At 47.7% G+C, this 25,636-nt stretch carries 13 protein-coding genes and 1 tRNA gene; 3 read left to right on the forward strand and 11 right to left on the reverse strand.

Annotated elements, in window-relative coordinates:
• Positions 1-440: 440 nt before the first annotated feature.
• The 7 genes from EII41_RS09970 to EII41_RS10000 all read right to left on the reverse strand — a co-directional run bounded on the left by EII41_RS09970 (position 441) and on the right by EII41_RS10000 (position 13,517).
• Entirely contained in the window at positions 441-4,559 is a 4,119-nt protein-coding gene (locus EII41_RS09970; protein WP_124790474.1) for a DUF6383 domain-containing protein, read from the reverse strand.
• Positions 4,560-4,666: 107 nt separating this feature from the next.
• Positions 4,667-8,239, reverse strand: a complete 3,573-nt coding sequence (locus EII41_RS09975) for a DUF6383 domain-containing protein (protein ID WP_124790475.1) — start codon at positions 8,237-8,239, stop codon at positions 4,667-4,669.
• Between the two features lie 52 nt (positions 8,240-8,291).
• Positions 8,292-8,474, reverse strand: coding sequence for a hypothetical protein (locus tag EII41_RS09980; protein WP_124790476.1), 183 nt, complete (start codon positions 8,472-8,474; stop codon positions 8,292-8,294).
• A 146-nt stretch (positions 8,475-8,620) separates the two neighbouring features.
• A tRNA-Thr gene (locus EII41_RS09985) sits at positions 8,621-8,693 on the reverse strand.
• 77 nt (positions 8,694-8,770) lie between these two features.
• Positions 8,771-9,223, reverse strand: coding sequence for a hypothetical protein (locus tag EII41_RS09990; protein WP_124752238.1), 453 nt, complete (start codon positions 9,221-9,223; stop codon positions 8,771-8,773).
• A gap of 582 nt (positions 9,224-9,805) precedes the next feature.
• A complete protein-coding gene (locus EII41_RS09995) occupies positions 9,806-10,858 on the reverse strand; it encodes a DUF6340 family protein (RefSeq protein WP_124790477.1) in 1,053 nt (350 codons plus the stop codon).
• Entirely contained in the window at positions 10,848-13,517 is a 2,670-nt protein-coding gene (locus tag EII41_RS10000; RefSeq protein ID WP_124790478.1) for a valine--tRNA ligase, read from the reverse strand. The genes EII41_RS09995 and EII41_RS10000 overlap by 11 nt, the downstream gene beginning before the upstream one ends.
• Before the next feature lie 190 nt (positions 13,518-13,707).
• Here EII41_RS10000 and topA point away from each other — a divergent pair, with 190 nt between their 5' ends.
• Positions 13,708-16,050, forward strand: coding sequence for a type I DNA topoisomerase (topA, locus tag EII41_RS10005; protein WP_124790479.1), 2,343 nt, complete (start codon positions 13,708-13,710; stop codon positions 16,048-16,050).
• Positions 16,051-16,104: 54 nt separating this feature from the next.
• Here topA and argS read toward each other — a convergent pair whose 3' ends face one another.
• The 4 genes from argS to hemW all read right to left on the reverse strand — a co-directional run bounded on the left by argS (position 16,105) and on the right by hemW (position 20,684).
• On the reverse strand, positions 16,105-17,895 hold the full coding sequence (argS, locus tag EII41_RS10010) for an arginine--tRNA ligase (protein ID WP_124790480.1): 1,791 nt from the start codon (positions 17,893-17,895) through the stop codon (positions 16,105-16,107).
• A gap of 799 nt (positions 17,896-18,694) precedes the next feature.
• Positions 18,695-18,850, reverse strand: coding sequence for a hypothetical protein (locus EII41_RS14315; RefSeq protein ID WP_167536503.1), 156 nt, complete (start codon positions 18,848-18,850; stop codon positions 18,695-18,697).
• Positions 18,843-19,418: an AAA family ATPase gene (locus EII41_RS10015; protein ID WP_124752243.1), complete on the reverse strand. Its 576-nt coding sequence runs from the start codon at positions 19,416-19,418 to the stop codon at positions 18,843-18,845. The genes EII41_RS14315 and EII41_RS10015 overlap by 8 nt, the downstream gene beginning before the upstream one ends.
• Before the next feature lie 141 nt (positions 19,419-19,559).
• A complete protein-coding gene (hemW, locus tag EII41_RS10020) occupies positions 19,560-20,684 on the reverse strand; it encodes a radical SAM family heme chaperone HemW (protein WP_124790481.1) in 1,125 nt (374 codons plus the stop codon).
• A 205-nt stretch (positions 20,685-20,889) separates the two neighbouring features.
• On the opposite strand from hemW, the gene EII41_RS10025 reads away from it, so the two are divergent.
• Positions 20,890-23,046: an elongation factor G gene (locus EII41_RS10025; protein ID WP_124790482.1), complete on the forward strand. Its 2,157-nt coding sequence runs from the start codon at positions 20,890-20,892 to the stop codon at positions 23,044-23,046.
• Between the two features lie 307 nt (positions 23,047-23,353).
• A partial coding sequence (locus EII41_RS10030; RefSeq protein WP_185711893.1) for an IgGFc-binding protein occupies positions 23,354-25,636 on the forward strand: 2,283 nt, incomplete at its 3' end.

Below are 25,636 nucleotides of genomic sequence, written 5' to 3' on the forward strand. Positions count from 1 at the left end.
ATTTCAGCCCCATCCCGCAAGGGTGGGGTATCGACATCCGGACCTTGTTCGCAGGGCTGAAGGCCTGAATGAAATGCATTATGATTTGTTCTATCGCGGAATCTGGGGTTATCCCAGATTACGCAATAGAACAAAAAACAACTATAACTGCCTGATTAATAAAACATAATACATATATTTTTCTAATGCGTAGCGTTAGAGATTTTTTTTAAAAAAACATTGTTTAAAAATATATATTTCAGCATATTATAAGTATGTTTGAAATTGGTTTTATATTAAAAAAATAACTCAATGCGGAATTTGGGGTTATCGCGTATTCCGCTCTCAAGCGCAACGGAAGCTCCTTACCGGAGTCATGCACGAATACAACACAAAAGAGGGTTACCCCCATGGGGCAACCCTCTTTATCTTAATATTGAATCAAATGATTATTTCAATATTTACTTAACCATCGCTTTAACAGCCGCTTCGCCTTCAACAGCTACTACGACAACGCCTTGCGGAGCTGCAACCGTAGCACGGTCTGAAGTCAATACGGTGTTCACAAGCATCTGGCCCAGTACGTTGCTTACAACCACCTTCTTGCCTGCGGCATTCAGGATCGTTACAGCACCGTTTTCAGCAACGACCTTCACTTCGGTTACGGGCGGAGTTACTTCGTTCGCTACCGGTTGTTCGGTCGTCGGTTCTACGTTGAAGATTTCACCATCTACCATCGTACTACGGCCGTCCTTACTGCTGCTGCTGAGTACCGGTACATGATTGTGAATCTTGATCCAGCCTCCATCACACGGGGCAATCACCGGATATTTACCACGATCAGTAGTTTCGGATTCGATGACGAAATCTCCTCCTCTTTCTTGACTACCGCAAGAGGGTCTCTCGACCAGACGGAACGAGAACACGCAATCTTTGTGGAAGTTGTTACCCAGATCGATTTTGCGGATCTTACTACCCGCTTTCTTCGCCTCCTCATCCAGCACTCTTACATCAATCACATCTTTCTTGTACAAATTCTTTATATTCTTCAGATCTGCACCACCCAAGATATACAACGCGTCGTTCGCGTGGATCGCATCCGTGAACACCAAGCGGGCCCATGCATCCTTCCAAAGGTAATTTTCATCTATTTTCGCAGAATCCTTCGCATTGATCAGATACCTACCTCTGGTATACGCGGGCAGATTATGATCTCCGTTATCATCGCAAACCAGTGTATCTTCAACCACTTGCGGGTCAACCATCAGCATATACTGCGGTTTGATATGTCCCGTACCACGGTTCACATACGCCGTATCTACGTAGATCGCTGTGCTCAGTTTTATCTTCTTGTCTTTGTCGGCAGCAAGCTGTTCGTTCAAATTGTGGATGTTCAACAGACCCAAGAAACTCATATTCTTCTTGCTGTATCCCGCCTGAGTAGACGTAAGCGCTCCCGTATTTTCATACAAGTAATCCTTGCCTGTAGAGGATGAGCTCTTTGTATAGAACTTCACCGTTTCAGGTTCATCGCCCGGCTTGCTACCTTCGTACTCCGTATTGAAACGACGGTAGATCGGATCCGCGTCTTTCTTCAGACGGAAATAGCCCGTACGTGTCGAATTCTCAAAGCGATATTGATAAACCAGCCTATTCGGATAATCTGACATCGCGGCCACGAAGACACCCGGATTAAATTCTCCCGCGTTCTTCAACTTATTCATAACCATGGCAGCCAATTGTTTTCCCCATGTATCGATAAGATATTTTTCGAACTGTTCGGCAGAAGAGCCCACGCTACCTGACTCAACAGAAGCAACATCAATAATCTGCACCATCGCGAAGTTTTTGATACCGTCAGGTTCCATAAACGCATCACGGAAGAAGAACAGCGGTCTTCCAAGCACCTCTTTATAAGGCTTGCTTCTACTGAACGCGTAATGTTCGTTTTCCGTATTGCCCAAGTGCAACGACCCGAGACAATATTTGTACGGATTCATCAATTTGATAGTATAAGCCTGTCTCTTCAACTGTACCAAACCATCCACCTGATTGTTCTTCCAGATATCGGCATCGGCCTTACCGTTCTTCACACCATAACCATAGGGTTTGTATGCACCGGCATCAGATTTCACTGTATCGATACGGAAGTATCCGATCGAGAAACAATTTCCGTTATTTCCCGTAATATAGACTAATGTATCTGCCACTCCTTTTCCATCGACATATTTCTTATATTTAGTTGCGTCTCTTAAATCGTCGCTTACGGAAAGATATCCATCCGCACCTTTTTCGGCTCTGAAGTTGAACGCATACCGATTCACGCTAGCAGTATCCACATTAAAATACTGATAACCCAAGTTCGGATTGTTCTTATACCGCATCGGCAAACGAATAAACGTCGGCGCGTTCTTCGCGCTCATATTATTCTTTGTTTTCTCAAAATCAATCACATTCGAGTTCACCTTTTCGTTGTTCCATTTCCAAATTTTCGTCGTACGCGCTTTGAACGGAGCGTGTTGATCTTTCTTCAGCTGGATATCAAGGAATGCCAAACCATAATCGCCGGCATACTTTCCGCCGCGGTTAATCTGACCGAACTCACGGTTAATGATATTGATCGGAGAAGATTTAGAATTTCTGTAGCGTTTCTCTACGATCCAGTGGAACGAAGGCAATTCTTCGGGATGTTCGTGAGCTTTAAGCGTTACCCATATAGCAGAGTCTTCGGCCGAATGCAACGGCACCTGCAGATACTGTCCTTTTTCGTTACGGATCAGGTACAAATCCGGTTCAATCGTTGCACGATCCGAATTCGCTACTTTACATTCGTCATAGCAACCGAAATGAACTCTCGTGCTGATCTTGCCGTTCTTCTCGTTTCCGTTATGCAAGGTAACTCTAGCAGTACCCGTCAAATTCTGAAGATCCACATACAGTCTGTGATAGTATCTGTAACGAGTCGGAGCACCTGCACTCGGATTTAAAGGATCTGTTGCGCGCTTCGGATTGACGCCCCATTTCAGACGAGCCGATACACGTTCTTCCAACGGAACCTGCAATGCCGGATGCTCACCACTAGCACCGGGCTTATAATCCGGCAAAATATCCGCCATCAATTTCGGTGTCGGATACGCCGTAAAGGTATACCACGAACGTACCACGCTGTCGGTAGCGAAGCGAGTAGTGTCGGTAATCGCTTTCTTATCATACGTCGGCACATACGTCGCGCTGAACGGATTGATATAGATGCTGTCGCCCGAAGGATAATAAACCAAGCGCCAAGCGAACTGGCCGAGCATCGGATCCTTAGGGTTGAACGAACATACACCTGTTGCGAATTTCAGGAATTGCGAGTTTCCGGTATTGTAATAGAAAGTGTCTACGTACAAATGCTTATTTGTGTTTTTATTCTTCAACAGAAGATAACCCATAGCATCCATATCTTGGGCTTTCACCTCAAACCAAGGATTTCCAGCATTACCAAATTGCGAGATCGGAGCCACATCCCATGCTCTGTAGTTCGTTTCCCACTTGTTGGTCCAGGCAGAACTGTCGATCAGCATCGAAGCGTTAGGATGAGTCAGATATTCTGGCTCCCATTTTTCACTCGTAAACGGATTCTGTGTGGCGTTCAGAGAAAATTTCAACGCACGTGCCTCTTGAGCAGATTCCGTACCTAACACTGTCTGAAAGCTCTTTTTATCCAATGCGAACGGCATCGACTCTTTCAAGGTAAAGAGCAGCATACCATTGATTTTACCGGCTGCCACGTCGGTAGCCGGAGCAATCTTGATTTGCACATAGCCCAAACCGTTTTGCGCCACATCGCCTACCAGAACGGCTACCGTATCTTCCCGGTTGTCCAGATAAGCTACGAGCGGACGACCGCCTGTTACACCGGTCGCATACGTTTCGGAGAATTCCCATCGTCCGATACTTCCCGGAGTCTGCGCGTTCGTGTTCCCGCCGGTCAGATAGCCCGACATTCTCCAGCCGTCGTTCGCATCTTTAGTCCAAGCTTCATGTCCGTAGACATTCACTTCGAGCATTCGCTTCTGAAGCTTATTCGTAAAGTCGAACGTCGGGTTTTGTCCCTGACTATAGTCCTGAATCGTCACACACCACAGACCGGCAGCACTTTCCAATGCCATACTGGCGTTCGGATAGGTGTCGGAAACCGGAAGAGTCCCGTCAGCTGTTCCGCTGATACGTCCCATCACATCGATCCAGAGCGCGTTTTGTCCGGCTTTGTCCGGACCCATATAGAGCGTTAAGCCTTTCCGGATTGTCCCGTACTTCAACTCAGGAATTCCAGCAGCAAATCCATCATCCTTGATTAAGTTCTTCACTTCTGTCTGCCCCGTAGTCTTATTATAAGTCACCATGGAGTCCAACTGAAGGTAATAATACCCGTCATTTTCTCCTGCTTTAAACTTCAGCGGGGACTTCTTTTTGTTATAAGGCTTAACACGCAGCTTTTGCGTCTCCAGCACATTCACTCCTTGTGCAGTCACTGAAGGTCCTGCCGCGAAGCCCAGAAAGGCACCCGCCAATAGTGTGAAAATTTTTTTGTTCATAATCATTATCATTTTTAATATTAATATTCAGCTTGTATCGGTCGGAAAGCCCGGAGTGGCAGGCAACATCGCCTGCCATCCTCACTTTCCATGGAATGAATACCTTATTATTTTACTACCGCTTTTACAGCGTTCTCACCTTCGATCGCTACGACTACCACGCCCTGCGGAGCGGCGATCGTTTCATTATCCGATGTCAAGATTACCTTGGCAACCGTTTGACCCAAGATATTGCTTACCGTCACCTTCTTGCCGGCGGCATTGAGAACCGTCACCGCACCGGCGCCGGCTACCACCTTTACATCCGTAGCCGATACTTCAGCATTCGCCAACGGAGCTTTGTTCGTCATTTTCACGTTCCAAATTTCAGCTTCGGAGATTTTATCTTTGAACGCACCGCGAGTAATGGTCAGTACACCATTGTGGACTTTCACCCATCCCCCTTTCATCGGAGCAATCATACGACCAGAAACTACATCGCGATTCGTCGTTTCAGACTCGATATAGAAGTCTTTGTTGGCCCCACCGTTCTTTTCCGTATAACGGAACGAGAATACCTCGTCTTTGTGCAGGTTGTTACCCAGGAAACGTTTTACGATTTTCTTGTTCTTATACAGCTCCTTGTAGTCCAACGTAAGCTTACCTTCTGCGTTCTTCTTAATAAACAACTCTTTCGGAGTACCATTCAGAATATACAACGTATCCAATAAATGGATTGCCGGAGTAAAGGACAGACGCTCCCATCCATCATTAGCGATATAATCTGCATTCCGTTCTTTTCCGTTAGGCATTCCACCCACGCGTGCGGAGTCTGTCTGGTTACGCAGGTAGCGACCATAGACGAAAGTCGTATCTTTTTCGTAATACTGACTACACTTCGTACATCCGATCTTTCCGAATTCCGGTCCCATCACCAACATATACTGCGGCTTGATACGTCCCGTACCACGGTTTACATAAGCCGTATCCACATAAATCGCCCAATCGGTATCGAGGTGACGTTTGAACACCTGATCTTTGTCTTTATTGGCAATCGCAACATTCTCATTCTGTACACCGGCAAAGTTGATCTGGCTGTAATGCTTACCGGGGAACGGATTGATCGTAGCAGACTCATCACTATGCGCGTCTTCGTAAATAAAATCTCTCGGACGACCATCAAGAGCCGATTGCGTACGATAGAATTTCAGCGTATCGGGATTATCGTTGGCGGCAAGGCTTTCGTCCTTTGTATCAAAGCGACGATAAAGCACATCGTCCTGCATACGGAGCGTAAACGTAGAAACATAATGATTGCTTCCAAGCGCTTTGGGCTGAGCCAGAAGACTATAGCCAGGAAATCCTTCATAAGCGGCACGAATAACGCCATACGAATTGTAAGTACTCGTCGACTCCCCGTGACTTCCGTCATGCACTCTCACCGTATCCATAATCGCAAAACCTAAAACATCTGTAAAATGATGGAAATTAGAAATATCAATACGATCCAACAACGCGTAATAAGGCACACCGTTTACCAAGTTTCTAAAACGCAGATAGAATTTAGCCTTGCCCAGCTTACGTTTCTCAGCCACCGACTCCTTCGTATAGGCATAGCGAGCCGTATTCGTCTCGTCCAATACCATATAGTAATCCTCGTCGGCCTCCGTATAATCGTCGAGTTTCAAATAATAATACCATCTTTCGAGCGGAGCGATATACTTTTCAGACGTCTTTTCGCCGAAATCGCCGGGATACTTATTCGCGCCCCAACCGTAACCATACTGTTCCATACCGTAAGCCGCTTGACGGAAGCGATCGGGCACCACCAACTGGAAATAAGCCTTATCCTGCTTGTCGGCATTCAATACATAGAACGTCGTATCTTTTGCCTTCGTACTAATATAATAGTCTTCACCCAATCTGTCATTCAAATAATTGAACGAGAATCTGAACCAGTTGATCGAATCCGTCGCTTCAGCGATACCGCCGTCTTTGTCGCCCTTCTTGCTCGGCTTGCGGCTAAAGAACTTATAACCTAAGTACGGGTCGTTACGATACGGTTTCGGAACACTCGTAAAGCCTTCAGCCTTTACATAGTTTTTACCCATCACCGGCGAATAGTCTCTCTTCTTATTTTTCGGGCTCACACGCGTCCAAACGCCGTTAAAGAGCTCATAATCTTTGTAAATCTGAACATATTCGATCTGAATATCATTAAACTCACGGTTCACCAAGAAAATTTTCGACGTTTCAGAACCTTCATTCACTTTCTGAACAAACCACTGGAAAGCAGGTGTCATATTGGGCACTTCATCCTTTCCAAGTTCGAGCCATCTGGGAGTAAAATCACCGGCAGCCAAAGGAACAACGAGATAACGCCCGTCTTTATCGCGAATCGTGTACAAGTCGGTCGGAACCGTCGTACGATTCGTTTCGTACAATTTACAACTGTTGATATTAAAGAACGCGCGCACGTCAGCCGGTTTCTCATATACGGTAAGAACACGCTCTCCTTCGGCCAGATCCTGCATACGCAACGTCAAGTAGTTCCAAATCGACATATTGAATAACCCATCAAATCCGGGATCAGGAGAATAGGTCCCATTATCCGTATAGGTAGCTTCCGTATAAATACTCTTCCACTGGCGCACATTAATCACGAGACTATCTTCGGAAGGATAGTAAACCAGACGCCAATCGCTCTGTAATTTATCCGATTTCTCTTTGGTCATTACAATCTTCGGATAACGATAACCAAACCCCGGGCCATTCACATAATCGGACTCCTTCGCACTGGCCACCGTAACATATTCACCCTTTTCATTCCGGAGATTAAGATACTGTGCCGAGCCAGAGGTACCGGTTACATCCACGGCCTTCAACGGCTGCTCGAACACATTCACCTGTTTTTCGCTCACCTTCTTCGAGAAGTGGAGCTGACGATAGCCCTCTGTGGGATATTCGCGCATCATCGTATTGAAATCCGTTGCCGTCAACACCCTCGGACGAGCGTTCACCAAGGTAAATTTCAACAACTCATTCTTGAAGAAATCCGCATTTTTGTCAAAATAGTCCTTATGAGCCACGACCAAACGAACAGAATCCACACCCTGTCTTTTCGCAAACGTCATATAATAATCCGGCTTTACCTCAATGGCAAGATACTGCTCCTGCTCCAGCGGAATAGTAGTATACGTACGGGAAAATTTCCAGACACTCTGCAATCCACCTACCAACGGAAGGTCTTTCTCAGAGGCGATACTATCCAAAGACAAACCGCTAATCCAGTGCCGATCAAACGTCTCTCCTTTACCATACTCAAACGCAAGCTCCGTGCCATACTCCTTATTCGTAAAGGAGAAACCCGGCACCTTTCCATAACTCTGGAAATGATCCGGCTTCACATTCACACACCACATCGAAGCGCGCAGCCTGCGATACACCGAGTCAGCCGGCACACCTGCTCCATAAATATAGGTAGCAGGATCGACCAAGGTAATGTATCCAAACTCATCCATCGCCAAGAACTTATCTGCCACGGTAGAACCAACGGTCACCTTCAGATGATAAGCTCCTTTGCCGACTCCCTTCGGAAGATACTCAACCGCATCACCGTAGAAAGCTTGCGCATTCGCCATAAACGCTGTCACAAACAGCATCAGCGAAGCCGCTAACAAAGTAAATACTTTTTTGTTCATAATCAAATAATTAAATATTAATACTAAGTAAATTAATTTATTTTCTTCATCATTACAACACGCGCCCATAGAGGCTTTCCACACCATCGGACACACTAATCAATGCAACAAAAATACATATTTGTTTTATTCCTGCAATCATAAACTTGTTTTTTTTTTCATGCGTTTTCTGTTTCTTATCAAAAAGGGTGTTTTCAGGTACAAAATATAAAGCCCCGGCAACAACAACGAACATTTCTCTGTTCTTCTGCTACCGAAACCCATTGAGTGTATTTCCGTTCTCTTATCTGAGGCATTGTTTGATTTTGATTCTTATCGTTTTTCCATAATGCACCTGCGTGCATGTTAAAAATCATATGATATCTTATTGTATTTTATTTGAGCCGAAACCCGGACTCGAACCGGGGACCTATTCATTACGAATGAATTGCTCTACCAACTGAGCTATTTCGGCATAATATCTTAAATTACTCCGTTCTCATGGAACACCTCAACAGGTGACTAGATGAATTCGGGCGCAAAGATAATAACTTATTCGACATCTGAAAAGAGTTTCTTATAAAAATCTTTTAATTCCCGATCCAAACTTTTTAGCAAGTCGACCCTCTCGGTCGTATCCTCCATGGAATAAAGAACTTCCAACACATTGAAATCTTCGTTTGTCAGATGAATCACAAACGGCCTCATGAAATTCGCATGCTCAAAAACACCTTCCCCAGCCACCTTGTTGATGGCCGAACGAATCATGGCAATCTTTTGGGGGGTAAATGCTTCGTCCTTGTTCTTGGCATCGGCCCAATCGAAAATAACTTTTTTCCTCAACAGATGCTCTTGCTCGTCAAAGATCTGAATTTCGCCGGCCTCGATATCCAATTGCACGCCTAAACTGTTAATAACACGAACAGCATGATCTTTTGTCAGACGTTCTACGACCGACAAAAATAACGATTCTATTACAGACTGAACCTTCGGATTTTGTTTCATCTTCTATTCCTTTCTATCCAATATACGAACAACCTTTCCGCTTTCGAAAGAACAAAGATAAGCATTGTTTTGTTTAGCGAAAAATGAAAAGTGAAAAACGAAGAGTGAAGAGTGAAAAACGAAAAGTGAAAAGTGAAAAGTGAAAAAAGTAGTCAAGTAGCAAAGTAGTGAAAGGTAGTCAGAGTAGTAGTGAAAAGTGAAGCTCTTCGGGTGTTGAGGTGTTGAATTGTTGAGGTGTTTAGTTGGCTGACGGCTGAAAGCCAATAAAAATTACGAATGACAAATTACGAATTACGAACGCAAATAGCGCCAATAAACGAAAAGTAAAAAGAGTAGCAAAGTAGTCAAGGAAGTCAGAGTAGTAAAGAATAACAATTGACCATTAACATTAAACTTGTGCAACTTGTCATAAACTTGTGAAATTTGTGGTTTCTGACGGCTGAACGCTGACAACTGTTTACTGACGAGAGCATCTTATTTGTTAATCGTGGAACACATCAGGCAAAACATATCAAAGTGTTCCACGACTATACGAAAATCAGACGAGCTAAAATCTTTGTAGAAAAGAAACAGTTCTTTCTTTTAAAACTGCTTTCTCAAGGCTTCATCCGAGCGCACCCGATGCTCCAAGACAGAGACATAATAGGCCTGATTCCGTGTAGCCTCGGCTGACGCTCCCATGTGTTTACGGAAAAGCTCATGCGAACGCTTCGCCCATGCGAGCGCTTTTGACAGATCGCCCGTTAACTCCTCGCTCAAAGCAAGATTGGCAGCCAGACGTGCTTGAGCTTTCCCTTCGGGCGTTCGGTCGTAAAGCCGCTGCCAGATGGCCGATGCCTTCTCCCAATGATCTGTCGAGGCATAAGCCGATGCCTCTTTCCACAAAGCACCCGATGCCGTATAATACCAGCGAGTATCCAAACTCCAGTGTGGGACAAAATTCAAATGGGTCTTATCGGCCAGATACTTCGACACGCCACGCAGCACTTCATCCAGCCGAAGGTTTTCGATGTTCTCACTTCCGGCCAGATCCCACTCGAGATTAACCGGAATGGTATCAGCCAACAGCACGGTACCTAAAGCGCGCTTTCCACCCGGCACAGTCGCACGCACCGTCCCAAGCACCTCCACATCGACCGAGCCCATCGGCAGATAGTCTCCCTGCCGAAGTACTCCTTTCATCTTAAAGAGCAAACGGTCTAACGAGATCACGGCATCGACTCCCTCCTCTTCACATAATCGCCGCACTGTCTCTTCCGTCAGACGCTGTTCCGAAGCGAAAAAAGGATCGGTCCGCAAAGAACCTTGATAAAGACGTACATCTTCGAAACGCGGAGACTGAGCCATCCGTTCGCCCAACTTCCGGCAGAAATCGAACGTCGTACTGTCGGCACTCACCCCGACCGTATCAGCGTGCGTCATCTGTCGTAACGGCTCATAGCGAACCGCCGGCTGCGCCACGGCATTATTTACGACGAGAATTTTACGCACCTTCTTCGGAAAGACAATCTCGGAAGGATTATAGGTCTCTATATCTATATAACGCAACGAACTGCATGAAGCGAAGAGCAACAGACAAATACTTGCCGCTAAAAATAAAAACCAATGTCCTCTTTTCGAAGCCTTACCCCACATCGGCCACTCTTCCGTTCAGTTTTTCAACGTTTTCGCGCAGCGTCTTCAGCTTGCTTTCGGCATCGGCCTGCTTCTTGCGTTCATTAGCCACCACTTCGGGCTTCGCGTGAGCGACAAACTTTTCGTTACCGAGCTTTTTCATGACCGAAGCAAGAAATCCTTCAAGGTAGTTAATTTCTTCCTGCATCTTCCTCACTTCTTCGGCAACGTCGATCGTACTTCCGAGCGGCACGGCATATTCTGTCGTACCGACCAGAAACGATGCCGACGTCTCATCTTTCGGAGCACGCACGATCTGTTCCAGATGACACATCTTCGTAATCACCGTATTGTAGGCGTCGTCATAATCGCCCGATACGATTTGGAGCGTCAGCGGCTCCTTATTCGGAATGTTCCGCTCGAGACGTATCGAACGAACGGCGGCGACGATATTCTTTACGTTTTCGAAGTCCGTGACGAGCCGATCATGTTTATGGCCCACTTCGGGCATTTGCGCTACCATGATACTTTCGCCGGGCTGACGCTCGGCAAGCGCCTGCCACACTTCTTCGGTAATAAACGGCATAAACGGATGAAGCAGCAACGTCAACTGCTCAAAAAACCGGAGTGTGGCCGCGTATGAAGTCGCATCGATCGGCTGACCGTATGCCGGTTTGACCATTTCGAGATACCACGAGGAGAATTCGTCGCGGAAAAGTTTATACACGACCATCAATGCTTCGGAGATCCGATACTTTGAAAAATCATCGTTCAACTCTTCGATAGCTGCGGCGACACGCGCCTCAAACCACTCGACGGCGATTCGGGCCGATTGGGGCTGCGGAAGATCGGCTACCGTCCAGCCTTTCACGAGACGCAGCGCATTCCATATTTTATTATTGAAGTTACGTCCCTGCTCACAAAGAGACTCATCGAACAGGATATCATTGCCGGCCGGCGCGGAGAGCATCATCCCCATACGCACGCCGTCGGCGCCGTACTGCTCGATCAGTTCGAGCGGATCGGGCGAATTACCCAGCGATTTCGACATCTTCCGACCGAGCTTATCACGCACGATACCGGTAAAATAGACGTTTTTAAACGGCATCTTCCCCTCGTATTCATAGCCGGCCATAATCATACGCGCCACCCAGAAGAAGATAATATCCGGAGCGGTGACCAAGTCGGACGTCGGATAATAATACGCCATTTCCTCGTTACCGGGACGGTTTATCCCGTCGAAGAGCGCGATCGGCCACAGCCACGAGGAGAACCATGTATCGAGGCAATCTTCATCCTGACGCAACGTGTACGTTCTTCCCGCGCCGCCCAGAGCAGGATGCTGCTCGGCTATCGCGCGTGCTTCGTCTTCAGTCTCGGCTACAATCGTAACCGTAGAGGGCGTCTCGCCCGAAGGGAGATTCGTCGGGACGGCATAATATGCCGGTATCCGGTGTCCCCACCACAACTGGCGACTGATACACCAGTCTTTGATGTTCTCCATCCAATGGCGATACGTATTTTTAAATTTCGAGGGGTGAAAGACGATCTCATCGTTCATCACCGCGTCGAGAGCGGGACGCGCCAACTTGTCCATCTTCAGGAACCACTGCATCGAAAGTTTCGGCTCGATGGCGACATGAGTACGCTCCGAAAAGCCTACCTTATTAATATAGTCTTCCGTTTTCTCGAGTAATCCGGCCGCCTCAAGGTCTTGCACGATCTGTTTGCGTACTTCGAACCGATCCATGCCCACGTAGAGTTGACCCGCCGGAGCAATGGTACCGTCATCATGGAAAATATCGATCGAAGGAAGGTTATATTTTTCACCGAGCAAATAGTCGTTCACATCGTGAGCGGGCGTCACTTTCAGACAGCCCGTACCAAAAGAAACATCGACATAATCGTCTTCAATCACGGGAATAACGCGGTTGACAAGCGGCACAATCACCTGTTTGCCGCGCAAATGTTTGTTTTTCGGATCGTCCGGATTGATACACATGGCCGTATCGCCCATGATGGTTTCGGGACGCGTGGTGGCGACCACGGCATACCCTTCTTCACCGACGATCTTATACCTTAAATAATATAGCTTCCCTTGTTGCTCTTTATAGATCACCTCTTCGTCGCTCAAGGCCGTCAAGGCTGCGGGATCCCAGTTGACCATACGCACGCCACGATATATCAGCCCTTTATTATACAGATCGCAAAAGGTCTTGATCACACTTGCCGAGCGGGTCTCATCCATCGTGAATGCCGTACGCTCCCAGTCGCACGAGGCGCCGAGCTTACGGAGCTGCTGCAAAATAATCCCGCCGTGCTCTTCCGTCCATTGCCAGGCATGCTTTAAGAACTCCTCCCGCGTGAGGTCCGATTTGCGGATTCCTTTTTCGGCCAGACGCGCTACGACCTTAGCTTCCGTGGCGATAGAGGCATGGTCGGTACCCGGCACCCAACAAGCGTTTTTCCCCGTCATGCGCGCACGACGGATCAGGATATCCTGAATCGTGTTGTTGAGCATGTGCCCCATGTGCAATACTCCGGTCACGTTAGGTGGCGGTATCACGATGGTGTAAGGTTCGCGCCCATCGGGCTTCGATGCAAAGAGTTTGTTATCCAACCAATATTGATACCACTTGCTTTCGACCGACGAGGGGTCGTATTTCGTTGCTAATTCCATTTGCTCTTGTTATTGATGCTTTATCAACAGTCGCGCAAAAATAATAAATATAATTGAGAATGTAGTTTTTTTGTATCTTTGCACCCCGAAAAGCAAAGATAAGCACGACGTTGAGAGAGAAAAACGAACGTTTTCTCCCTTTTTGTGCGACAATCTCTGCCCCGGATTTAAAAAAGAACAACAAGAAAAGATGCAAAAAAAACTGGTTATCGTAGAGTCTCCTGCGAAAGCAAAAACCATTGAGAAATTTTTGGGTAAAGACTATCAGGTCATGTCGAGTTACGGACACATCCGCGACTTGAAAACAAAGGAGTTCAGTATTGATATTGAAAACGATTACGCACCGCAATACGTCATCCCGACGGAAAAGAAAAAGCTGGTCGCAGACTTGAAAAAAGCGTCGCAGGAAGCGACGGAGGTGCTGCTCGCCTCCGATGAAGACCGCGAAGGAGAAGCCATTGCCTGGCATTTAGCCGAAGTGCTGGATCTGAACCCCCAAAATACGCAGCGCATCGTTTTTCACGAGATCACGAAGAATGCGATCCTGCACGCGTTGGATACGCCTCGCAGCCTCGACATCAATCTGGTCAATGCTCAGCAGGCACGCCGCGTATTAGACCGGATCGTCGGTTTTGAAGTGTCACCGATTTTATGGCGCAAAGTTAAACCGGCGCTTTCGGCCGGACGAGTACAGTCGGTAGCCGTGCGCCTGATCGTAGAGCGTGAACGTGAAGTGAACGACTTCGTGGCCGAAGCCTCGTACCGGGTTATTGCCACGTTCATCCTGCCCGACGGAAAAACGCTCCTGAAAGCGGAACTGAACAGACGCCTGAAAGACAAGGACGAAGTTGATCAGTTTCTGAAAGCATGCCGGGAAGCAAGTTCGGAATGTATCATCGACGATATCAGTAAAAAGCCGCTGAAAAAATCGCCGGCTCCGCCCTTTACGACTTCTACGTTGCAACAGGAAGCGGCGCGCAAGCTCGGCTTCTCCGTTTCGCAGACGATGATGGTTGCTCAACGCCTTTACGAGTCCGGATTCATCACCTACATGCGTACGGACTCGGTGAATCTGAGCAGCCTTGCCCTGAACACGGCCAAGGAAGCGATTCTCCGCGAATATGGGGAAAAATATCATCAGCTACGCCAATATCACACGAAGAGCAAAGGCGCACAGGAAGCGCACGAAGCGATTCGTCCGACGTATATGGATCATCCGGCCATCAACGGAAACGCACAGGAGAAAAAACTGTACGACCTGATCTACAAACGCACGATCGCCAGTCAGATGGCCGATGCCGAGCTGGAGCGCACGACGATCTCGATCGGTATCGGAAAGATGAAAGATAAATTCCTCGCTACGGGCGAGGTCGTGAAGTTCGACGGTTTTCTGCATGTCTACCGCGAGAGCGCGGACGACGAGGGAGAAGGCGAGCAGGAAAACGGATTGCTCCCGGCCGTGCAGGTGAAAGATGTGCTCGGCGTGGAGGAGATTACCGCTACGGAACGTTTCACGCAGCGTCCGCCGAGATACACGGAAGCCAGTTTAGTGCGTCGCATGGAAGAATTAGGCATCGGACGTCCGTCTACGTACGCACCGACGATCCAGACGATTCAAAACCGCGAGTACGTGGTTCGGGGAGATAAACCGGGCGAAGAACGTTCCTTCCACGTGGTCACGCTGAAGAACGGAGCGATTACGGAGGCAGAAAAGAAAGAGATGGTCGGAGCCGATCGCAACAAGTTGCTCCCGACCGATATCGGCACGGTAGTCAATGATTTCCTGATGGAGTATTTTCCGGATATTATGGATTACAACTTCACGGCCAGCGTAGAGAAAGAGTTCGACGCCATTGCCGAGGGTGAGTTGGTCTGGACGAAAGCGCTCGATAAATTCTACCGGTTCTTCCATCCGATTGTAGAAAAAACAGCTGCGGTGAAAACAGAACATAAGGTCGGGGAACGTCAGCTCGGCATCGACCCGAAGAGCGGAGACCCGGTTTTCGTCAAAATCGGCCGTTACGGCCCGATTGCTCAGATCGGACAGGCGAATCCGAACGACAAGCAAGCGCCCAAGCCGCGTTTCGCGTCGCTGATGAAAGGGCAGTCTATCGAGACGATCTCGCTCGAAGAGGCGCTGGAGCTTTTTAACCTGCCGCGTGTCATCGGCACGTTCGAAGACAAAGAGATGACGGCGGCGATCGGACGATTCGGGCCGTTCGTACGTCACGACAACCAGTTCGTATCCATCCCCAAAACGCTAAGCCCCTACTCCATCACGGCCGAAGAAGCGATCGCGCTGATCGAGGAAAAGCGGAACAAGGAGGCACAGCGTTACATCAAAAAGTTCGAGGAAGAGCCGGGACTGGAAATTCTGAACGGACGTTACGGGCCGTACATCACATTCGACAAGGCGAACTACCGTATCCCGAAAGGCGTTGAGGCCGCGTCGCTGACGCTCGAAGAGTGTAAAAAAATCATCGCCGAGGCGGGTGAAAAACCGGCCAGAAGAAGAGGCGCGAAGAAGAAATAAAAAAAGCTGCTCAACGCAGCTTTTTTTATTTCCTTTCCCTTCGGAACTCCTCCCCTACATCCGCTCCGGCATCTCGATGCCCAGCAGCGACATGGCCGAGCGCACGATCTTGGCCGTTTCGGCAGAGAGAGTCAGACGCAACTGCCTGATCCGCTCATCGCTCTCGCCGAGGATCGTATAGTCGTGATAGAACTGATTGAACTCGCGTACCAGATCATAGACGTAGTTGGCGATGCAGGCCGGACTATACGTCTCGCCGGCTTCTTTAACGGTCGAGGCGAAGTCGGCCAGCGAGCCGATCAACGTCTGCTCCTTCGCATTGACGGGCGTATCCATCGGCAGTTGTTCGGGGATGACAAGCCCCTGTTCTTCGGCCTTGCGAAGCACCGAGCGGATACGTGCATACGTATATTGAATGAACGAACCGGTATTTCCGTTGAAGTCGATCGACTCTTTCGGGTTAAAGGTCATATTCTTACGCGGATCGACTTTCAGGATGAAATATTTGAGCGATCCTAACCCGATGACGCGGATGATATCGTCGGCTTCCGAACGGCTCAGGCCGTCCAGCTTGCCCAACTCGTTCGAGATATCGCGTGCCGTGGCAATCATCTCGTCCATCAGATCGTCGGCATCGACTACCGTTCCTTCGCGGCTCTTCATCTTCCCTTCGGGCAGTTCGACCATCCCGTACGAGAAATGAATCAACCCCTTGCCGAAAGCGAAACCCAGCTTATCGAGCAGAATCGAAAGCACTTGGAAATGATAATTCTGTTCGTTTCCTACGACGTAAATCATCCGGTCGATCGGATAATCGTCGAAACGGAGTTTGGCCGTGCCGATGTCCTGCGTCATATACACCGATGTACCGTCGGAGCGCAGTAAGATTTTCTCGTCCAACCCTTCCGGCTGCAGGTCTGCCCATACCGACCCGTCATCGCGGCGATAAAACAGTCCTTTCTTCAATCCTTCGAGCACCTTTTCGCGTCCTTCGAGATACGTCTCCGATTCATAATAAATCTTATCGAAATCGACGCCGAGCCGCTTATACGTCTGATCAAAGCCCTCGTACACCCAACCGTTCATCCGGTTCCACAACTCGCGCACATCGGCATCGCCGGCTTCCCAGCGGCGGAGCATCTCACGCGCCTCGGCCATCAGCGGCGACCGGGCTTCGGCCTCTTCCTTACTCAGACCTGATGCCACGAGCTGACCGACTTCCTCGCGGTAATGTTTGTCGAACATGACATAAAAATCACCCACCAGATGATCGCCTTTCTTCCCCGACGATTCGGGCGTCACACCCTCACCCCATTTCTGCCAGGCCAGCATCGACTTGCAGATGTGGATTCCCCGATCGTTGACGATATTCGTTTTAATCACCCGGTTACCGTTGGCTTTCAAAATCTCCGACAGACTATACCCCAACAGGTTGTTACGCACATGTCCGAGATGGAGCGGCTTATTCGTGTTGGGCGACGAGTATTCGATCATCACCAGCGGAGCGTTTTCGGCCGGATGCGTAATACCGTAGGTCTCCTGCGCATGCATCGCATTCAATACCTCGATCCAGTTCGATCCGGCGATTGTCAGGTTCAAAAAGCCTTTAATCACATTGAATGAGGCCACAGCCGGCTCATGTTCCCGCAGATATTCACCGATTTCCTGAGCCGTCTCTTCGGGCGATTTTTTGGAGATGCGCAGAAACGGAAACACGACGAGCGTAAGATGTCCTTCAAATTCTTTTTTTGTCTTCTGTAGAACGGTCTGTTCGGGTGCAACCGTCACCCCGTAAAGGGTCTGTATGGCGGAACGTATGGCCGCCGAGAGTTGTTGTTCAATCATTGTGCAACGTAAATTTTAACGGGACAAAGGTAATATTTTTTCAGGAAACCTGCTGCCACCTCTGCCCTCGTAGCAGACGGCTGATGGAACAAGGCTTGCCCCGCAACGATACGACGCTGTTATTTTTTGCATCATCTCTAACAGCTCTTAAACGGTCGCCGCAACTTGTTTGAGCGATTTAAGCGTTCTAAAAAGCTTCCCGCATTTTGTTTTCACATTTTAAGAGCTGTGAAAAGCTTCGCGCAAATTGTTTTAACATTCCAAGCGTTCTAAAAAGGCCGCCACACTTTGTTTTAACATTTTAAGCGTTGTGAAAAGGCTCCCGCAAATGGTTTAAGGTTTCGGGCGATTACCCGAAGGCTCCCGCATTTTGTTTTAACGTTCGAGCAGTTGCCCGAAGCCTCCCGCAAATTGTTTTAACGTTCGGGCAATTACCCGAAGGCTCCCGCGTTTTGTTTTAACCTTCGGGCAGTTGCCCGAAGGTCTACCGTTTTTGATTTCTTTCACTCAAATTACGCGATACACGGTTCGGCGTGTACCACGAATAACCATTGGCCATTAACAATTAGCCATTGTCCGAAAAAGCTGTAAGCCTGAGATCATTTGTTAGCGGCCGGTTTTCAGTATTCAGCGGTCAGATACCACATTCACAAAGTCTGATTTGCGTTGGTTAGCGCCATTTACGTTCAGATAAACGACGAAACAAATCAACAACGAAATAGCGGTATAAATGATATATAAATAGTCTTTTGCTAATTGAAATGGCGGACGTTTTCTCGTCGAAAGTAGTTTGTTTATCCTACAAATCAACGGCTTTTACACGAAAGATTTGTCCGTTGCGAGCAAAAACCAATTCTCCGTTTTCCTCTTTTCTTTTCTTGACCAAACGTTGAAACGCCAAACTGGCACCTTTTACGACGTTCTCTTCGAATTTGCTTAACTCTCGTTCATTCATAAGTTTCTAATTTATTATAAACAACAGCATTATAAATTTCTTTCTTTCCGTTCTTAAAGCCTTTGGCAATCACCTCCATGGGAGATAATGAATTGTCGGTAATCATCCAGTAGTCACAAATCGGGATATACAACTGGAAAAGATTCTGAATGCCGGCTACATAACGCCTGCGCACCGTACTTTCCGTTACATTATGCCCTCCTGCCATGACTCGGTTGCGCACCCGCTCCACCGCCAAATCGGGCGTATTGAGCCAGAAATAAAGCAATGTCACATAATATCCTTTTTCCTGTGCATTCTGCAACAGCCTGGCAATCGAACGACTGGCCAAGGTTGTCTCTAATGCGAAAGTCTTGTTTGCCGATATCAACTCTCTGATTCGCCTATACATAATCCGACTGGCTTCTACCGCAACCGTGATACTGTCGGCATTGAAAGGTGACAGTCCCTTCGCGATTTCGTCCGAATTGACAAACTCTTTACAGCCCAGCATCTCCGGCAAGATCGTATACGAGGCTGTTGTTTTTCCTGCCCCATTACATCCGGATATAATATATAAGTACGGCACAACTTTTAATGGTTACTTGAGGCAAAGGTATGTAATCTTTTTGTAACAACCATGCTTTTATTTGAAAAAAGACAATAAATACAGAAAAAGATCGTTTTCGCTACCGATTCGCATCTTTTTCTTCGGTTTTTCGTCGCTTTTTTAAATCATCAGATCACAAATGATTCCGTCGGAAGTAAAAAGCGCTTCTTCCGGAATACATACGGAGTCGTCTGTCTGTCGAAGTTTCCCTGATCGCAGATAAGGCTCTGCTTGCTGTTCGAAGTGACGCATATAAACCTCCCCGAACATCTCTCTCAACAGAGAGAACCGTATGCCCCACATCGTGCGCAGGCCGGTGATGATATACTCGTTGTAGCGCATGCTCGCCGTTGGAAACTCCTGCTCGAAATAAGGTCGGTTATGCGATAATGCGTCGCAGTATTGAGGCAAAGAGGCCACGTTCCATTGTCGGGAACAGCCATCGTATGAATGAGCGGAAGGGCCTACGCCCAGATATTTTTTGCCGGTCCAATACGATGTGTTATGTCTCGAAAAACAGCCGGGAAAGCAAAAGCTGGAAATCTCATAATGGATATATCCTGCCGAGGCCGCTTTCGCAATCAGTCGATGGTAGAGCTCCACACTTGTTTCTTCATCGACAGGACGCACCGCACCGCTTTTCATTGCCCGGTAAAGAGGGGTGCCTTCTTCATAGCTGAGGTGATATGCCGAAAAATGAGGAATATCCAATCCGAGAGCCTCTTCCAGATTAGCCTCCCATGCCTCGGAGGTTTGTCCGGGCAGTCCGTAAATAAGGTCGATGCTGAGGTTCGTCCATCCTGTTTCTTGGCATCGACGCACCGCCTCGATGGCCTTTTTGCGATCATGTCGACGATTCAGTTTTTGCAAGTCGTCATCGTTGAAGCTTTGTACGCCCAGACTGATGCGATTGAATGGCAAACGACGGATATCGTTCAGATAGGCTTCGGTAAGATCGTCGGGATTCGCTTCGAGCGTCACTTCTGCACACTTCGATATGTCAAAATGCTGCTCGATGGCACTAAAAATCCGTCCTAACGCGTCTGCTTTCAATTGAGACGGTGTACCTCCGCCAAAGTAAATCGTTTCGATCGATTCCCCCTGTACATACCCTGCCCTTTCTCCCAGTTCACGCACAACGGATTCGACATAGGCATCTTGATACGCATGACTCGTTTGCGAATAAAAGTCGCAATAAGCACACCGTTTCGCGCAAAAAGGGACATGAATATAAATTCCGGCCATTCCGTTTTATCGATAAATAGTGCGCAAAAATACTGTTTTTCAAGAAATAAAACCTATATGTTGCAGAATAATGTTTTTAAACATGGATTTTTTCATCGGCAGGTTCGGGAACTATGTCTATTTTGCGACCAATTTAAAAACACAGGGGAAGAGTGATTTCCCATAACATAGTATTTTGCGTTAATTCATCAAAAAAAGCAATAATATGAAAGTTTATCAAACAAATGAAATCAAGAACATCTCCATTCTGGGAAGTTCTGGCTCGGGGAAAACCACTCTCGCTGAAGCAATGCTTTACGAGGGTGGGGTTATAAAACGCCGCGGTACGGTAGAAGCCGGCAATACGGTATGTGATTATTTTCCGGTTGAGAAAGACTATGGGTATTCTGTCTTCTCAACCGTTTTCAGTGTGGAATGGAACGGATTGAAGTTGAACTTTATCGACTGTCCCGGATCTGACGACTTCATCGGCGGAGCCGTATCGGCCCTCAACGTGACGGATACCGCGCTGATGGTTCTCAATGCCCAATACGGTGTGGAGGTAGGCACGATCAACCAATTCCGTTATACGGAAGAATTTCACAAACCCGTGATTTTTGTGGTGAATCAGCTGGATAATGATAAAGCGGATTATGATAATACCGTTGCACAACTGAAAGATAACTATGGCTCAAAAGCCGTTCAAATACAATATCCGATACAATGCGGCACTGCATTTAACGCCGTGGTCGATGTGTTGAAAATGAAAATGTATCGTTGGAAGCCTGAAGGGGGTGTACCTGAAGTATTGGAGATTCCGGCCGAGGAAGCGGAAAAAGCGGCAGAATTGCATAAGATATTGGTCGAAGCTGCAGCAGAGCACGACGATTCCCTGATGGAGAAATTTTTCGAAGAAGGAACGCTTTCGGAGGATGATATGCGTGCGGGTATTCGGGCCGGACTCGTTACTCGCGGGATGTTCCCGATCTTCTGCGTATGCGCCGGAAAGGACATGTGCGTACGCCGCACATTGGAATTCCTTGGCAATGTGGTGCCGTGCACGGACAAGATGCCACGCCTCGTAACGACGGAAGGGGTAGAGGTCACTCCTACGGCATCGGGTCCGACAAGCCTGTTCTTTTTCAAAACAACCGTAGAACCGCATATCGGACAGGTATCTTACTTCAAGGTCGTATCAGGAAAAGTGAAAGTCGGCGACGACTTGACAAATGCCGATCGTGGTTCAAAAGAGCGCATTGCTCAGCTCTTTGTCGTAGACGGGCAGATGCGTAACGAAGTGACGGAAATGGAAGCCGGCGATATCGGGGCCACCGTAAAATTGAAAGACGTGCGTCGAGGCAATACCCTTAACGGAAAAGGCTGTGAGTACCGGTTTGACTTTATCAAATATCCGGAGCCCAAATATCGTCGTGCCATCAAGCCTGTCAACGAGGCCGATGCCGAGAAACTGAGTGAAATTCTCGCCCGGATGCATGAAGAAGATCCGACATGGCTCGTCGAGCTGTCGAAGGAATTGAAGCAGACGATTGTTTCGGGTCAGGGAGAATTCCATCTGCGCACCCTCAAATGGAGAATTGAAAACAACGACAAGTTGGCGATTGAATATCTTGAGCCGAAGATTCCTTACCGCGAAACGATTACAAAAGCGGCACGTGCCGACTACCGACACAAAAAACAGTCGGGCGGCGCAGGCCAGTTTGGCGAAGTACACTTAATCATCGAACCATACTACGAAGGGATGCCCGCTCCTGCGACCTATCGTTTCGGAGGACAGGAATACCGCATGAATGTACGGGATACGCAGATTTATGACCTTGAATGGGGCGGCAAACTGGTATTTGTGAACTGTATCGTTGGTGGTGCGATTGACGCTCGCTTCCTTCCTGCTATTCTGAAAGGTATCATGGGACGCATGGAGCAAGGACCGCTAACAGGCTCCTATGCGCGTGATGTACGGGTTTGTGTGTATGACGGAAAAATGCATCCGGTGGACAGTAATGAAATTTCGTTCATGCTTGCGGGCCGTAACGCATTCAGCACAGCATTTAAAGACGCCGGCCCGAAAATTCTGGAACCGATCTATGACGTTGAAGTACTCGTACCGGGCGATTATATGGGCGATGTGATGAGTGACCTGCAAGGACGTCGCGCGCTGATTATGGGCATGAATAGCGAGAAAGGGTATGAGAAACTGATGGCTAAGGTTCCGTTAAAAGAAATGGCAAGCTACTCGACTTCCCTCAGTTCGATTACCGGAGGCAGGGCATCTTTTACCATGAAGTTTGCCGGCTATGAATTGGTACCGTCTGAGGTGCAGGATAAGTTACTGAAAGATTATGCAACGAGTCAAGAAGAAGAATAACAACGAATCATTGTTGCTTTTGTTTTTTGTTTAAATGTATTTAAGGAAAGCCCCCTCCGTGATGGAAGGGGCTTTTTTCTGCATTTTACGAACAAATATTTTCAAATTCAACCATCGAATCGAATTCAATATCTTTTATTTATAATTCGTACTAAGTGTTACATCGTAATCAAGTGCTGTTTTTGCTTGCTGAAATATTTTTTCTACCTTTGTCTTGTCAAAGAGTCAGATGTCTTACATTAAACTGAATGACAGCAAGTGTGGAAATGGTATGATTTAAATCCGAATTAATAATAAACAATTACTTATGAGAAAAAAATTATTCTTGCTATTCGCCTGCCTTTGCATGTTGGTGAATCTTAACGCACAGGATACGGAGTTTTGGTTCTCCGCCTCCGACGTGGCCAAGTCACATTCTGACAGCCCGGTCTTTTTTGTGTTTTCCAATCCGAGCAAAGTAAAGAATGCGAATGTACGTATTGCCTGTCATGGTGGAGCACCTGCCGGTAGTGCTGCATTTGAGCAGAACTTCGTTGTCCCTGCACGGGGATTCTATAAGCTGGACTTTACGGACTGGCCTCCAACCCCTTTGGCATCCTTAGTCGAAACACCGGCTGCTTTGGCCGGAACGGTATCTAATTATGGTATTCATATTACGAGTGATGTCAAGATTTTGGTGTACTATATGATTAATGCCAATACGCAGCGCGATATCTATTCGTTGAAAGGCGCTCCTGCATTAGGAACATATTTTATCACGCCGTTCATGAAGCAGGAAGGAAACTACTTCGAACAGCGTCCGCATGCAATTTATAATATGGGTAGCGATGAGATTGAGATTGTGGCCACTCAGCCCAATACGACTGTTACGGTCGATTTGAAGAAGCGATGCATGCTTGGAACAACTGGCCATTTGGAGACAGGCGTGCATACCTTTAACTTTACCCATGCGGGGCAAACATTGACTCTCCGGGAAGATACAGTAGGTGCCACAAATACGGTTGACGCCATTGCATTGACTAAAAATACAGGCACATTGGCCGGAACCGTTATCCGATCGGATAAACCGATTGCCGTTACGCAGACGGAAGATTGCTTCAGTGCGGTTAGAGGACCGTTGGCAAGTGGCTCGACCGATGTGGTCGGTGACCAATTGGTTCCGGTAGACATGGTGGGTAAGCGTTATGTTGTCATTCGTGGATATTCAACCGTCGGTGAGCGGGTCGACTTTGTGGCTACCCAACCGAATACGACCATCACGGTTCATTACAATGGAGCTACACTCACTTCTCCGGCAATGAATACCGGCGATATGTGGTATGTGAACATGTCGGATCTCAATGGCACGGCAAGCGACATCTTCGTCGATGCCACGGAACCGGTTTATTGCTATCAGCACACGGCCACAAACGGAGAGTTGGGAGGGGCTATCATTCCGTCCATGTATTCCATCAGTCAGCAGCAGATCGCATTTTATCAATCACCGGGTATGCCCGACCAAAATAATATTTTCTTAGTGTTCCGCGAAGGTACGGATACGGCGTTTACTATTAGTTACGGAACAGGGGCTCCCCGAAAACTGTCGGATGTTGTTGGTCCGATTATCCCCAAAATCATTCCCGGAGGTATTGCTAACGAATGGCGATATGCCAATATCGGTCTTCCTACGAGTGAAGACAATAAAATGGCACTGATCAGAAACGATGAGTCGACCTTTTCGTTAGGCTATTTCAATGGTGTAGGAAGTGTGACGGCCGGCTACGGTTATCTCTCCGGCTTCGGTAGTTTCGCGTTCGATCCCGATACATTTTGGCGTTGTTCGGATAAACCGGTTCCCATTTCCTTGGTGGGAGGCTACGCATTGAGCTATCTGTGGTCGTATTATCCCGATACAGGTTACACTACCCCAACTGCAACTTGGACGACGCCATCGATCAAGGCGCGTCAAAAAGGTATGTATGTACTGGAGATGAATCAAGATCCACGCATTATCAAAGACACCGTTTGGGTGCTCGATATGGTATGGGATGCTTCCATCAAGCGCCAACCGAACAAACCGGCCAAAATAGGAGTGCCTCAACAGTTCGATATCGATATCAATCCCTCGATGCTGAATATGCCGACCTTAAGTATTAACTGGACTTTCGAAGGCGGAAATCCATCTACAGCAAACGTGGCCAACCCGAGGATAGTCTGGAACTCGACCGGGCCGAAAAAGGTCACGCTTCATCTCTCGGCTACAGCCGGTTCAGGCGCTTATGAGGTGACTTGCGATACGACCCTCGTCATGGACTTGATGCTGTACGAGAAAAACATCGGCTACTTTGTCGACCAGAATGTCAGTGGCGGACGCCGTGACGGAACCAACTGGCAGAATGCCTTCCCCACGATCGAAGAAGCGCTCGAAAAAGCGTCGCAGGGAGACTGTATCTGGGTGGCCGAAGGGAACTACATGCCTCCCAAAGGCAAATCGTACGTAATCGATTACGACAGTGTCGAAATCTACGGCGGATTCGGCGCGTGGGAAGCAGACTTGAACGAACGAAACTATACCTTGCATAAGACGATCATGAACGGAAACGGAAGCAAT

Origin of the sequence: Tannerella forsythia (genome assembly GCF_003860135.1) — a bacterium.
GTDB classification, from domain to species: domain Bacteria; phylum Bacteroidota; class Bacteroidia; order Bacteroidales; family Tannerellaceae; genus Tannerella; species Tannerella forsythia_A.